The organism is Cytophaga sp. (genome assembly GCF_051961495.1).
Taxonomy (GTDB): Bacteria; Bacteroidota; Bacteroidia; order Cytophagales; family Cytophagaceae; genus Cytophaga.
Map to the genome: position 1 here is coordinate 1 of NZ_JBQCDF010000182.1, position 14,316 is coordinate 14,316.

The following is a 14,316-nucleotide window of genomic DNA, read 5'->3' on the forward strand; positions in this document are numbered from 1 at the left end:
GCAATTATAAATCAGCTGTTGTTGCACTCAATAATTTTATAAAAGATTATCCGAATTCAGAATATACAGAGAAAGCTTATTTCACTTTGTATACATCGCAGTACCACCTGGCGAAAAAGAGTATTCATGGAACAATACAAAGAGACAGATACTTTCAGGCGTTAAGGTATTATGAAGATTTTCTGAATAAATATCCAAATACGCAGCATAAAAAAATGGCCAATGTTTACTACGATGATATCGTTAAGGAATTAGGCAAAATGAACATAAAATAAATACATTCACATAACATAATAATAGATTGAAATCACCAATTGTATCCGCAAACTTAGTTACCAGAGACAACGATAAGATCGCTGAAAAAACTGGCAATATTTATGAATCACTTGTGGTAATTTCTAGACGTGCTAGACAAATTTCTATCAAGATAAAAGAAGAACTAAACTCTAAACTGGCAGAGTTTGCTTCTAAAGAAGATAACTTAGAAGAGATCTTTGAAAACCGTGAACAGATTGAAATTTCCAAGTATTATGAGAGAATGCCTAAGCCTTCTACATTGGCTACGGAAGAATTCCTAGAAGATAAAGTTATGTTCCGTCATACCGGGATTGCATCTGCAACTCCTAAAAAAGACGACGAAAAATAAGAAGTAATATGACCTTACGCGGACGGAATATTCTGTTAGCGGTGTGTGGTAGTATCGCTGCATATAAGGCTGCGTTTATTGTACGATTACTTAAAAAACAAGGAGCAGAAGTGCGTGTTATTATGACGCCTTCTGCTCTTGGTTTTATTACACCTCTTACCTTGTCAGTATTGTCTGAATATCCGGTGTATCATTCTTTTACCGAGGATGAAAACGGATCATGGAACAACCATGTTGAAATAGCTTTGTGGGCAGACTTGCTGCTTATTGCACCAGCCTCTGAAAATACCATTGGCAAAATGGTAAATGGCATTTGCGATAACCTCGTATTGTCGGTGTATTTTTCTGCCAAATGTCCGGTATATGTTTGTCCGGCAATGGATCTGGACATGTATAAACATTTTTCAACGCAGGGAAATATTCTGAAGCTTAAAGAGCATGGCGTAAAAATTATTGATGCGGAATTTGGCGAGCTCGCAAGCGGCCTGGTAGGCCAGGGCCGATTAGCCGAGCCGGAGCATATTGTCGGTTTTTTAACACAGCACATTGGAAGCGACGCACCATTGGCTTCGAAGAAAATGTTAATCACTGCTGGTCCTACATACGAAGCCCTGGACCCTGTACGTTTTATTGGCAACCATTCATCCGGTAAAATGGGAATAGCGTTAGCCATTCAGGCCTGGAAGATGGGCGCAGATGTTACGCTTGTTTGCGGACCAATACACGAACAGCTTTTGAAAAATATACCTGTCGGTATTCAGATACATAAAGTAGTTTCTGCCCAACAGATGCTTGAGGCAGTTACAGCTAAGATCGCGTACCAGCACATCGCAATTTTTGCGGCTGCAGTAGCAGACTATACACCTGAAGAAGTGTCGCCAATAAAATTGAAAAAAGCCGAAGACTCTTTCACAATCCGGTTGAAGAAAAATCCGGATATTGCTCAGATCTGCGGACAAAATAAAAAAGCAGAGCAGCTTTTTGTTGGTTTTGCCCTGGAGACAAATGATGAGGAAACAAATGCACTCAAGAAAATGAATGCAAAGAATTTTGATGCAATTGTTTTGAACTCATTGAATGACGCAGGAGCTGGCTTTGCCGGCGATACAAATAAAGTTACCATATATTCGAAAAAGAAAGATGCAGTGGTAACAGCTGTTCAAAGCAAGGATATTGTCGCGAAGGAAATATTAACTTATTTATTATCACTATGAAGAATAAACTTTTTGTGCTTCTGGCTTTTCTTTTACTGATCCGGGGAATGGAAACCTCTGCACAGGAACTTATGGTGAATGTTACAATTGATGCATCTCAGATCCCGGATATGCAGACATCAGTTACTGCAGATATGAAACAAACGATTTCCAGATTTTTGAATGACCGTAAATGGACTAATGATAATTTTGAAACACAAGAACGGATTCGTGGTAACTTTGCAATAACTATTACCGGACAGCCATCAGCATTTACCTACACGGCAACATTACAGGTTCAGTCTACACGTCCTGTGTACGGTACTTCGTATGAGACTACCTTGATCAACTACTTTGATAAGAATTTTAATTTTGAATTGAATGTAGGCCAGCCATTGAATTATAACGACAATATGTTTTCATCCAATCTTACGTCCATGCTGGCCTTTTACGCCTACGTGATTTTGGCATTGGATTATGACAGTTTTGGCAAATTGGGTGGTCAACCTTATATTGAAAAAGCATATAATATTGTGAATATAGCTGCTGAAGCCGGTGGCGGCTGGGCTACAAGCGGTGATCCCAATAACCGTTATGGTTTGATTGAAAACCTGAACAGTCAGATGATGCTGCCGTTCAGGGAAAATTTCTACAACTATCATCGCCTGGCACTGGATACATATCTGAAGGATGCCGCAGCTGCCAGAGTCAAGATCATTGATATGTTAAAAGCGTTGAAACAGGTGAATCAGCTGAAACCATATTCTATCCTGATCAGAAGTTTCTTTTTAGCAAAAAGGGATGAACTGATTAATATTTTCCGTGATGCTGCTATTGAACAGAAAACGGTAGCCGTAGGCTTGCTCCGGGAGCTGGATCCACTGAATTCGGAACGTTACAACGTTATCCTGAAGTAATTGTCCGGTTGTTTTTTTGTTTCTCGTTTGCTAGTATTTAACTTGCCTTTATGGGAAAACGTTTACAACGAATGAATGGAACATCCATTCCACAAAAAAGAAATGAACTCCTGAATACAGAAGTGCATCTGGTGATGAAAGATAATACCATCTTTCATGGAGTGATCAGTTTGCTTACAGAAACAACCTGTCAATTCAAGGACTACAGAAGTCAAAAACATACTTTTTCAATTTCAGATATTGCTGAAGTTATTACCGATCAAACGACTGCTTACTAAGACGACACATGCTGCAAAATTTAACTATACAGAATTACTCGTTAATTGAAGATCTGGATCTCAGCCCATCTCCCCATTTTAACATCATTACCGGAGAAACAGGTGCAGGTAAGTCTATCATGCTGGGCGCAGTAGGGCTTTTGTTGGGTAAGCGTGCTGACACGAAAGTTTTATTGAACGAAGAAAATAAATGTATTATCGAAGGTGTATTTCAGATTGGAAACTATGCACTTCAAGGATTGTTTGAAGCAAACGACCTGGATTATTCGGATACATGCATTATACGCCGGGAAGTTAGTTCGGCAGGTAAATCAAGAGCATTTGTAAATGATACTCCGGTAACACTGGAGATTCTTAAAAAATTAGGTGATTATTTAATGGACGTGCATTCTCAGCATGATACTTTGCTGCTGGGTAGTATGATGTATCAGCTATCACTGCTGGATTCTTTTGTATCCCATCCGGAATCCATCCATGCATACCAGCAGGTCTTTAAGAAATATAAATCGCTGCAGCACCTGTTAAAGGAGAAGGAAACGATGTTGAATGAATTACAACTGCAGGCAGATTACAATCAGTATATCTACACAGAATTGCACGAAGCGTCTCTAAGCTCAGGTGAAATGGAAGAAAAGGAAAGTTCGTTAAAGAAAATCGAACACGCTGAGGACATCAAGCAGAAGTTAGGTGCAGCGGGTAAGTCCATTTCAGCTGAACAGGGAGTACTGTCTGTACTGCAGGTATCTAACAAACAGTTGCAATCCATTAAACAATGGTCGCCGGCCTACGAAACACTTGCAGAGCGCTTTCAATCCGTTTATGTTGAATTGAAAGATCTGGAGGCAGAGCTTGAAGCAGAATCAGAAAAGGTGGAATACAATCCGCAATTAATCGCTCCTTTGGAAGAGCGCCTCAATAAAATATATTCCTTATTAAAAAAACATCGTGTACAGACTGTAGAAGAATTGCTGGCTATACAGGAATCGCTTGAAGGCAAGGTTGTTTCTTTGGAACAGCTGCAGCAGGAATTAGCAAACATCAAAAAAGAATCCGATATGGCTTATAATACTGTATTGATGCAGGCTAAAAGGATTTCAGAAAGCAGGAAGAAGGCTATTCCTGTTTTTGAAAAAGAAGTGAAAGGCCTGTTGAAAGAACTGGCGATGCCGGATGCTACGCTCAGGATTGAATTGGGCGAGGAAGAGCCGAGCTTGAGCGGTATCGATTCTATCCGTATGCTTTTCAGCGCTAATAAAGGGATCGCGCCTGGTGAGCTGAAATCAGTAGCTTCAGGAGGAGAGTTCTCCCGGTTGATGCTTGCAATAAAGTATGTGCTGACAAATAAAGTTGCTTTACCAACAATCATCTTTGACGAGATAGATACAGGTATTTCCGGAGAAGTTTCAATCAAAATGGGAAAGATGATCCGTGAAATGTCTAAAGAGCATCAGGTGATTGTGATTACACATTTACCGCAGATCGCATCCATGGGAGATAAACATTATTTTGTTTACAAGGATATCTCCGGGAAACGCTCTGTAAGCCGGATGAAAGAGTTGAACAGCAAAGAACGCGTATCTGAAATTGCTAAAATGATCGGTGGTGAAAATCCAAGCTCTGCAGCCATGACAAATGCGAAGGAGATGCTGGCAGCCCAATAAACCCTGTTATAGCTAAATTTATTGTATATTTGAAGTTACATTATACTATTACTATCCATGGCTTATAATCTGTTAAAAGGAAAGAGAGGAATTATTTTCGGTGCTTTAGATGAAAATTCCATTGCATGGAAAGTCGCAGAACGAGCGCATGCAGAGGGCGCAGTATTTACATTGACAAATGCTCCTATTGCTATGCGCATGGGAGAGATTAATAAGCTTGCAGCGAAGTGCAATGCTACGGTTATTCCGGCAGATGCAACCTCTATAGAAGAAATAGAAAATCTGTTTGATAAAACTATTGAAATTCTGGATGGCAAAATAGATTTTATTTTACATTCGATCGGCATGAGTCCCAATATCCGTAAGGGTAAAGAATACGGAGAACTTAACTACGATTGGTTTTTGAAGACATTGGATGTATCGGCTTTGTCGTTTCATAAGATCATGCATGTGGCAGAGAAAAAAGGCGCCATGAATGAATTCGGTTCCATTGTAGCCTTGACGTATGTTGCAGCTCAGCGGTCGTTTCCGGATTATACGGATATGGCAGATGCCAAGGCAACTTTGGAATCCATTGCCCGGGGGTATGGCGCGCGGTTTGCCAAACTGAAAAATGTTCGGGTTAATACCATTTCCCAATCTCCGACTATGACCACTGCAGGTAAAGGTATTTCAGGCTTTGATGCCTTCTATGATTTTGCAGATATGATGTCGCCGCTGGGTAATGCAAGTGCAGACGAGTGTGCAGACTATACCATCGTTATGTTTTCAGATCTTACTAAAAAAGTTACTATGCAGAATCTGATGCATGACGGAGGTTTCTCTTCAACCGGTATGACACCGCAAGTCATGCAGATCTTCGAAGAACGGATTTCCCAGTGAAAAAAAGCCAAAAGTAAATACACGGGCCATCTGTTTTATACGGATGGCTTTTCCGTTTAATTAAAGAGTAGTAAAAACTACATAAAAAATTATGGTTGATATTGATTCCATCGAAAGTTATAACTACGATTTACCTCCTCATCGTATTGCGGAGTACCCGCTGGCTGATCGTGCCGCTTCAAAGCTGCTTGTGTATAAGAATAATGAGATTATCGACAGTTCTTTTAAAAACATAGGTGACTATTTACCGGATAATGCATTGCTCGTTTTTAACAATACCCGCGTTGTACAGGCGCGTTTTTTATTTCAGACTGCTACCGGCGCGACGATAGAGATTTTCAGCCTGGAACCCGTGGAAGGCGAGGGCGGGCCGGCAGAAAGCATGAGTGCTGTTGGGAAAGTACGCTGGAAGTGTTTTGTTGGAAATGCAAAAAGATGGAAACAGGATGTACTGGTTCGTACGGTTCAACTTGGATCAGGTGCTACACTTTCATTGTATGCAAAACAGCTTGAACAACGCGATGATTATTACATCATTGAACTAAGTTGGAATAGCGATACAATAACGCTGTCAGAAATTTTTTCTTTACTGGGCGATTTACCTTTGCCCCCTTATATGAAAAGGAAAACAGAAGAATCAGATAAGGTGCGTTATCAGACTGTTTATGCGAAGCATGAAGGATCTGTTGCCGCTCCAACCGCAGGCCTGCATTTTACCGAAAAGATTTTGGATCAATTGTCTGCAAGAGGTATTCAACAGGAAGAGGTTACATTGCATGTAGGTGCCGGTACCTTTAAGCCTGTGAAGACAGCATCTATTGTCGACCACCAAATGCATGCTGAATATATAAGTGTTTCCAGATCATTTCTCGCAAGGCTCATTGAACAGCCGGAGAGGATCGTTATTCCGGTAGGGACCACATCTATGCGGACGCTGGAGAGTATTTATTGGCTGGGTTGTAAACTATTTCATAATCCCTCTGTTTTTGGGGCAGGAATACCTGAACTAACCCAATGGGATGCATACCGGATTGCTCCGGTTTCAGTAAAAGATTCTATTCAAGCGCTCCTGGCATATACAGACAGCAATAAAAAAGAGCAGTTCAGTGCAAAGACTTCTTTGCTTATCAAGCCCGGCTACACATTTGCCATGTGTAAAGCCATTATTACCAATTTTCACCAGCCGAAAAGTACATTATTGTGTCTGGTTTCTTCTTTTGTGGGAATTGAAAATATGAATCGTATTTATGTCTTTGCTCTTGAAAACGACTACCGTTTTTTAAGTTATGGAGACAGTTCTTTATTGTTCAAAACGGAACCCTTGAGTAACAGGGCAATAAACATAAGTTAATATTCCAAAAGTTGAATTTATCAACACTGAAACTACTAATAATGATATTGTCAATGCTAATTATTACATATGTTGAAATTGTTTTACACGCCTTTTTTATTTGATAACAAAGTTATTAACAATTGTTAAATTATATTCTTATATCAAGAATATTTAGTATTAATTAAAGAATTTTAATGTTTCCAAATTGTTAAATTAGTGGTGCTCTGACTAGTGAAAAAGTCAAGCGCAGGCTGTCATTTTTTACTAAAATATTTTTTCACATCTTTGTCATCCCTTGAAAAAACAAGTGAAATAATTTTTAAACACCCTTAAGATATGATTGATGTAAGAGACTGTAAATCAGTTTGGAACAGCTGCCTGGAATACATCAGACAGTGTGTTGGAGAACAAAGTTTTAAGACTTGGTTTGAGCCGGTTGAACCCTTAATGCTGGTTAATAATGTCTTAACAATCCAGGTTCCAAGTCAGTTTTTTTACGAATGGCTGGAAGAGCATTATGTGCATGTGCTTAGGAAAGCAATCGACGAACAATTAGGGCCGGACGGAAGGCTTGAATACCAGATTTTGGTGGATAAAAACGATTTAAATCGTAAATCTTATGGTACAACCTTACATAAAGGTAGTATTATTTCAAGAAGTGTGAATCCGGGTGTATCGAAAGAAGCAAAAGCAGAAGTTGCAGCTCCGACTCAACCAATAGATTCTCAGTTAAATGTAAATTATACGTTCGATACTTTTATCGAAGGGGACTGTAATAAACTTGCCAGATCAGCCGGGATGGCGGTGGCAAATAAGCCTGGAGTAACTTCTTTTAATCCACTATTGGTATACGGAAGCGTTGGTTTGGGTAAAACGCACCTTGTTCAGGCAATCGGTAATCAGATTAAAAAGAATCATTCAGATAAAAAGGTATTATACATGCCTTCAGAGCGTTTTTTAAGCCAGTTTATTGAGGCTATGAAAAACAACGTTTCTCAGGAATTTACAAATCAGTTCCTTGGTTTGGATGTTCTGATTCTGGATGATGTTCAGTTCCTTTCAGGAAAAGAAAAAACTCAGGAAATATTCTTTCATATCTTTAACCATTTACATCAATCGGGTAAGCAGATCATCATTACAAGCGACTGTGCACCGAAAGATATTAAAGGCTTACAGGAGCGTTTATTGTCTCGTTTTAAATGGGGATTGAGTGCGGATTTACAAGTTCCTGATTATGAAACAAGAAATGCCATCATTTGTAAAAAAATGCAATTTGAAGGCATTGAAATATCTGCTGATGTAATTGATTACCTGGCATACAGTGTTGATACAAACATGCGTGACCTGGAAGGTGTTGTGAATTCTCTTATTGCTCAGCACACATTAAGCGGTCGCCAGATTGATCTTGAACTTGCAAAGCAAATCATTCAGAATATTGTTCAGAATGTTGAGACTGAAGTTAACATTGATTACATACAGAAATTCGTTTCGGAATACTTTGCGGTAACAATCGAGCAGATGAAAGACAAGACCCGTAAGAGAGAGATTGTAATTGCCCGTCAGGTTGCTATGTATTTCGCGAAGGAATACACAAATATGTCCTTAAAATCTATCGGAAATCATTTTGGTGGCCGTGATCATAGTACGGTCATCCATGCATTGACTTCTGTTAGTGATTTAATGGATACAGATAAAAAATTCAGAGCTACCATGCAGGATCTGATCAAAAAAATCAAAATCAAATCGGCGTAAAGCTTAATAAGTTTAATTGTCAGGATAATCCTCTAATTTGAAAAAACCGGACGCCATGCCGGTTTTTTTACGTCTTTTAAAAAAGAAAGCGTGATGCAAACCAGCATCACGCTTTCTTTTTTAAAAGACGTTACTTTAAACTATTTTATACGGGTAAAAACAAACTTGCTTTTACTGGAAGTGGTAAGTTCTATTTTGTCTGGTGAAATTTCCTTTAATTTTTCTTTTTCATTAAAAGCTGTTTGATTATCCCGTTTCATCTGAAGGTAACTATCATCGGTAATTTTCCATGTCCCCGTTTTAGTTTCTGAACCACCATCGCTTTCTATGTAGGTGAAATCACTTTTGAATTCCAGGAACATATCGCCTAGTATTGCTTTGGAACTCATAGGTTGCTTCCCTGGACTTTGAATGGTTTGTAATTCCCATTTACCAATAAGCGTTTTTGTGAAATCTGTTTGAGTAAAACTCATGAGCGATAAAACTGCTGCAATGAATACGTACGCAAATGTTGTTCTTTTCATTAGGTTAATTTGTTAAGTAAAATGATGGTTAAAAATAATATTGATAAATCGCACGGGAGCCATTACCACCAACACCTTCAATAATGATCTGTCCGCGAATGTTCTCCAGTATGGCTGCAACCTCTGCAGGTTCATTCATAGGCGTCCTGTTTATGGATGTAATGATAAAACCTTCCGGCAGGCCTAATCGGCTGATAAGGCCGTTTCTGACATTCACAATACGTACACCATTGCTTAACCCCATTTTATCTTTTTCGACTTTAGGTATGGCGCTGAAATCGGCACCGAGTGTTTGCGAAGAATATAGTTCGTGTTTTACAATATCTGTTTTGCCTTCTTCATTTGTTAGTGTTACAAAACATTCTTTAATGACATTGTTTCTTTTGTAAGTAATCTTAACTTTTTCCCCCGGTGATTTGTAGGCGATGTATTCATCAAAGTCGCTTCTTGAATTGATAGCTTTATCATCAAGTTTCAACAGGACATCATTTTTTACCAGGCCGGCTTTGTCTGCTGCTCCGTCTTTTTGCAGATAGGTAATATATGTACCATCAAGAGATGAAAGGTTTAATTGTTTTGCAATAGCTGAATTTAATTCATTTACTTCTGCTCCCATGAATGCTTTTTGAACAACACCGTATTTGATCAAATCGGCAACAACTTTTTTTACAATATCAATCGGAACAGAGAATCCATAACCGGTATAACTACCTGTCTTGGATAAAATGGCCGTGTTAATGCCGATCAGTTCACCTGATGTATTTACCAACGCGCCGCCTGAATTACCCGGGTTAATCGCGGCATCAGTCTGAATGAATGATTCTATCGGGAAACTGCTGTTTACGATATTAATATTTCTTCCTTTTGCTGAAACGATACCTGCTGTTACCGTAGAGGTCAGATTAAACGGGTTGCCTACAGCCAATACCCATTCGCCAATCTTAACCTGTGACGAATTACCAAGTTTAATAGCAGGTAAGTTTTCTGCTTCAATTTTTAAAACAGCAATATCTGAAGATGGATCCGTGCCGATAACTTTTGCTGTATAGGTAGTTTTGTTATGAACTACTTCGATTTTTTCTGCGCGCTGAATAACGTGGTTGTTGGTAACGATATAACCATCGGCAGAGAAGATAACGCCAGAACCAGAACCTGCAACAAAGTTATTACCGCCGCCATTGAAATACCAGTCAAACCAGTTATTTGAATTTTGATTGGCAGAAACAGTCGTGATGTAAACAACACTGGGTGTGCTTATCGCTGAAGCAACTGTAAAGTCAGTAGAAGTAATATTCGCAGATTGCGCATGATTGGTGAAATATGCAGGACTATTCAGATCCCCAGTGTTTACAGAAACAACAGGAGCTGACTGTGAAAAATGCTGTTGCATGTACGATCCTGTTGCACCAGTCAATATGCCTATGAATGATACAAGAAGTATTTTTTTCATAAATTTTAAGATAGGTTATTTTAGATTCGTATTTGTAACGATAAATTTAAAGGCTTATTTAAAAGGATACAATTTTTGATGCCGGTATTATTCTGATAAAACGTGTTGCTGGAGAGACCGGAATGCCAACTTGCCAATAAGATATGGGTGCGGATTTTTTATGAAAATAAGTTGTACCGGACAATACAGTACAAAGCCCGGAAGGCGTCTTTCATGCCAATTTTTTTGCCTTCTTCGTAGGTCCTGCCATAATAAGAAATACCAACTTCGTAGATACGTATACCGGGGATATGAGAAATCCGTGCGGTTATTTCCGGTTCAAAACCAAAACGTTTTTCTTTCAGTATTACCTTTTTGATTATATCACTTTTAAAGACTTTATAACATGTTTCCATATCTGTTAAATTCAGATTAGTAAACATATTGCTGGCAAAAGTCAACATTTTATTTCCGATTGTATGCCAGAAAAATAAAATCCGGTGGGGTTTACCGCCAATGAACCGTGAACCATATACGACATCGGCGAAGCCTTCAGTAATCGGTTGTAGCAGTATGTTGTATTCTCTCGGATCATATTCTAAATCGGCATCCTGAATGATAATAATATCACCTTTGGCTTTTTCAATTCCTGTATGCAGCGCAGCGCCCTTACCCTGATTCACTGCATGATTGTATAAAACAATGTTGTGTCCGGGATGTGCTGTAATGTATTTTTCAATCGTATCTTTTGTATTGTCTTTGGAACAGTCATTCACCAGGATAATTTCTTTCTGTAAACCATTGATGAGCTGTACTTCCAATACTTTATTCAGAATTAAATGAATGGTGCGTTCTTCGTTGTAGGCAGGGATAACGATGGAGAGGGTCTGGGTCATAACTGGGTTCAGGATAGTTTTCAAATTTATTGTTTTTATCGGAATTAAACTCTTTTAGGGGCAATGTTTAAATAAACATTGAATGTAATTCTTATATATTTTTTATCTTGCTAAAGAATATGGGTATACGGTCAATATTAAGCAAACCACTGGCGGCTTGGGTGGTAAAAAAGCAAGAGAAATGGACAAGGAATCCAGTTAAAACTCAGCAACAAGTATTTTTAGAATTAATAAAAAAAGCCGGCGCGACAAAATTTGGCAAGGATCATAATTTCAGTTCAATAAAAACCTTTAAAGATTTTGCTGCACAGGTTCCTGTCAGAGAGTATGAAGGATTTAAAGATTACATAGAACTTGTAAAGCGAGGAACTGAAAATGTACTCTGGCCGGGTTTACCGCTATATTTTGCAAAAACTTCCGGAACAACATCCGGCGTTAAATATATTCCCATCACGAAAGATTCCATTCCTTACCACATAAATGGTGCAAAAGATGCATTGCTGAATTATGTACACACAACAGGCAAATCCTCTTTCCTGGATAAGAAATTAATTTTCTTGTCCGGTAGCCCGGTGATGGAAAAGAAACAGGGTATTTATGTAGGCCGTTTGTCCGGTATTGTTAATCATCATGTGCCTGGATATTTGCGGGGTAACCAACTACCAAGCTTTGAAACCAATTGCATGGATGATTGGGAAAAGAAACTGGATCGCATTGTAGATGAAACCATTAATCAGGAGATGTCACTCATCAGTGGTATCCCGCCATGGGTTCAAATGTATTTTGATAATATCCAGCAACGCACAGGTAAAAAAATCAAAGATGTGTTCCCTTCATTTTCATTACTGGTGTATGGAGGTGTTAATTTTTCTCCATACAAGAAAAAATTAATGGAAAGCATCGGAAAAGAGATTGATACGATAGAAACTTATCCGGCATCGGAAGGTTTTATTGCATTCCAGGATCAGCCGAATCAGTCGGGCTTGCTGCTACTATTAAACAGCGGAATATTTTATGAATTTATTCCAGCTGAAGAATATGGTTCTGAGAACCCGACAAGGCTAACAATCGGCGAAGTGGAAACCGATGTCAACTATGCACTTGTTATGTCTACAAACGCCGGTTTGTTTGGTTATTCGATAGGTGATACCGTAAAATTCGTTTCTACCAGTCCTTACCGCATTGTTGTAACAGGCAGGGTTAAACATTTTATTTCTGCTTTTGGTGAGCATGTGATTGGTGAAGAAGTAGAGCAGGCCATGCAAAATACATTGCTGAAACATCCCGAAGTATCTATAACGGAATTTACCGTTGCTCCCCAGGTAACACCTGCCGGAGGACTCCCGTACCACGAATGGCTTATTGAATTTATTTCATTGCCAGCGGACATGGAACAGTTTGCTAATGACCTGGATCAGGAAATGGTCCGGAAAAATATTTATTACAAAGATTTAATTGTTGGCAACATCTTACGGCCATTAGTTATTACACGTATTGCAGCCGGGGGGTTCATCAATGGCATGAAAAAAATGGGTAAGTTGGGTGGGCAAAATAAAGCTCCGCGCTTATCCAATGACCGTAAATTTGCTGATACTATCCTGAATGAGTTTCCCGCATGAAAGATCCGAATAAAAAATACATAGCAATTTTAGGCTCTACAGGTTCCATTGGAACGCAGGCACTGGAAGTAATCCGGACAAATAAAGACAGATTTGTTGTTGAGGTTTTAACCGCTGAAAATAATGCATCTTTGCTTATTGAGCAGGCAGTTGAGTTCAGACCGAATGTTGTTGTAATAGGAAATGAACTTTTGTATCCACAGGTAAAAAATGCCTTGGAGCCGCTTTACATAAAAGTATATTGCGGTGCCAAGGCTCTTGCTTCTGTGGTTGAAATGGAAGACATTGATATTGTACTTACAGCTCTTGTAGGTTATGCAGGTCTTATTCCAACGATCAATGCTATTAAAGCCGGCAAGCATATTGCACTTGCCAATAAATAAACGCTGGTTGTTGCAGGAGATATTGTTACAAACCTGGCACGCAAACACAAAGTGGCGATTTTACCGGTTGATTCAGAACACTCAGCTATTTTTCAATGCCTGCCCGGAGAGACAATGAACCCGATTGAAAAAATTATTCTTACCGCATCCGGCGGCCCTTTCCGGGGAAAGAGCAGGGCAGAGCTGGAGCAGGTCACCAAGCAGCAGGCACTAAAGCATCCGAACTGGAGCATGGGCAGCAAAATAACCATTGATTCAGCATCACTCATGAATAAAGGATTGGAAGTGATTGAGGCAAAATGGTTATTTGGTCTGAAGGCTGAACAGATAGAAGTTATTGTACATCCGCAGTCAATTATTCATTCCATGGTGCAATTTGAAGATGGTTCCATAAAGGCACAGATGGGTTTGCCGGACATGAAGTTACCTATTCAATATGCGTTTGGTTTTCCTGAACGCTTAAAGGCATCGTATCCCAGATTTGATTTTGCGAAATACCCATCGCTCACATTTGAAGAACCGGATATGAAAACATTTCATAATCTGGCGCTGGCATATGACGCTTTGCGGAAAGGAGGCAATATGCCTTGCATATTAAATGCTGCGAATGAGATTGCTGTGGAGAAATTTTTAAATGACCAGATCGCATTTTTGGAAATGCCTGAAATGATTGCTGAATGTATGGCAAAAGTACCGTATATTGCTATACCGAGTTTAGAAGATTATATTGAAACAGATACCATAACCAGAAAAACAGCACAAGCCTTTTCTCAGCCCAAAATCAAATAAATAATAAAAGTAAT

General features: G+C 39.1%; 13 protein-coding genes and 1 pseudogene. 11 read left to right on the forward strand and 3 right to left on the reverse strand.

Annotation, left to right across the window (positions count from 1 at the left end):
* The 9 genes from bamD to dnaA form a co-directional block, all read left to right on the forward strand.
* Window positions 1-275, forward strand: a 275-nt coding sequence (bamD, locus tag ACTHJT_RS09640; protein WP_440237816.1) for an outer membrane protein assembly factor BamD, incomplete at its 5' end; no start/stop codon positions are given.
* A 26-nt stretch (window positions 276-301) separates the two neighbouring features.
* The gene (locus tag ACTHJT_RS09645; protein WP_440237817.1) at window positions 302-646 is read left to right on the forward strand and encodes a DNA-directed RNA polymerase subunit omega; all 345 of its coding nucleotides are present in this window, start codon (window positions 302-304) and stop codon (window positions 644-646) included.
* 8 nt (window positions 647-654) lie between these two features.
* A complete protein-coding gene (coaBC, locus tag ACTHJT_RS09650; RefSeq protein ID WP_440237818.1) occupies window positions 655-1,860 on the forward strand; it encodes a bifunctional phosphopantothenoylcysteine decarboxylase/phosphopantothenate--cysteine ligase CoaBC in 1,206 nt (401 codons plus the stop codon).
* Entirely contained in the window at window positions 1,857-2,756 is a 900-nt protein-coding gene (locus tag ACTHJT_RS09655; RefSeq protein WP_440237819.1) for a DUF4835 family protein, read from the forward strand. Before coaBC ends, ACTHJT_RS09655 begins: the two co-directional genes overlap by 4 nt.
* Window positions 2,757-2,806: 50 nt before the next feature.
* On the forward strand, window positions 2,807-3,034 hold the full coding sequence (locus ACTHJT_RS09660; RefSeq protein ID WP_440237820.1) for a hypothetical protein: 228 nt from the start codon (window positions 2,807-2,809) through the stop codon (window positions 3,032-3,034).
* 8 nt (window positions 3,035-3,042) lie between these two features.
* On the forward strand, window positions 3,043-4,695 hold the full coding sequence (recN, locus tag ACTHJT_RS09665; RefSeq protein ID WP_440237821.1) for a DNA repair protein RecN: 1,653 nt from the start codon (window positions 3,043-3,045) through the stop codon (window positions 4,693-4,695).
* 57 nt (window positions 4,696-4,752) lie between these two features.
* On the forward strand, window positions 4,753-5,577 hold the full coding sequence (locus tag ACTHJT_RS09670) for an enoyl-ACP reductase FabI (protein WP_440237822.1): 825 nt from the start codon (window positions 4,753-4,755) through the stop codon (window positions 5,575-5,577).
* Window positions 5,578-5,668: 91 nt separating this feature from the next.
* Window positions 5,669-6,928 (forward strand): S-adenosylmethionine:tRNA ribosyltransferase-isomerase, encoded by a 1,260-nt coding sequence (locus ACTHJT_RS09675; protein WP_440237823.1) that lies wholly within the window; start codon window positions 5,669-5,671, stop codon window positions 6,926-6,928.
* A 318-nt stretch (window positions 6,929-7,246) separates the two neighbouring features.
* Window positions 7,247-8,662, forward strand: a complete 1,416-nt coding sequence (gene dnaA, locus ACTHJT_RS09680; protein ID WP_440237824.1) for a chromosomal replication initiator protein DnaA — start codon at window positions 7,247-7,249, stop codon at window positions 8,660-8,662.
* Between the two features lie 140 nt (window positions 8,663-8,802).
* Here the strand turns inward: dnaA and ACTHJT_RS09685 are convergent, their stop codons facing one another.
* From ACTHJT_RS09685 to ACTHJT_RS09695, 3 genes are all read right to left on the reverse strand, one after another.
* Window positions 8,803-9,186, reverse strand: a complete 384-nt coding sequence (locus tag ACTHJT_RS09685; RefSeq protein WP_440237825.1) for a lipocalin family protein — start codon at window positions 9,184-9,186, stop codon at window positions 8,803-8,805.
* Between the two features lie 28 nt (window positions 9,187-9,214).
* Window positions 9,215-10,636, reverse strand: coding sequence for a trypsin-like peptidase domain-containing protein (locus ACTHJT_RS09690; RefSeq protein ID WP_440237826.1), 1,422 nt, complete (start codon window positions 10,634-10,636; stop codon window positions 9,215-9,217).
* Window positions 10,637-10,794: 158 nt separating this feature from the next.
* Window positions 10,795-11,511: a glycosyltransferase family 2 protein gene (locus ACTHJT_RS09695; RefSeq protein WP_440237827.1), complete on the reverse strand. Its 717-nt coding sequence runs from the start codon at window positions 11,509-11,511 to the stop codon at window positions 10,795-10,797.
* Window positions 11,512-11,630: 119 nt separating this feature from the next.
* Between ACTHJT_RS09695 and ACTHJT_RS09700 the strand changes: the two genes are divergently transcribed.
* Window positions 11,631-13,130, forward strand: a complete 1,500-nt coding sequence (locus ACTHJT_RS09700) for a GH3 auxin-responsive promoter family protein (protein WP_440237828.1) — start codon at window positions 11,631-11,633, stop codon at window positions 13,128-13,130.
* Window positions 13,127-14,302: pseudogene (locus ACTHJT_RS09705) on the forward strand (1-deoxy-D-xylulose-5-phosphate reductoisomerase). The gene ACTHJT_RS09700 and the pseudogene ACTHJT_RS09705 overlap by 4 nt, the downstream one beginning before the upstream one ends.
* Window positions 14,303-14,316 lie beyond the last annotated feature (14 nt).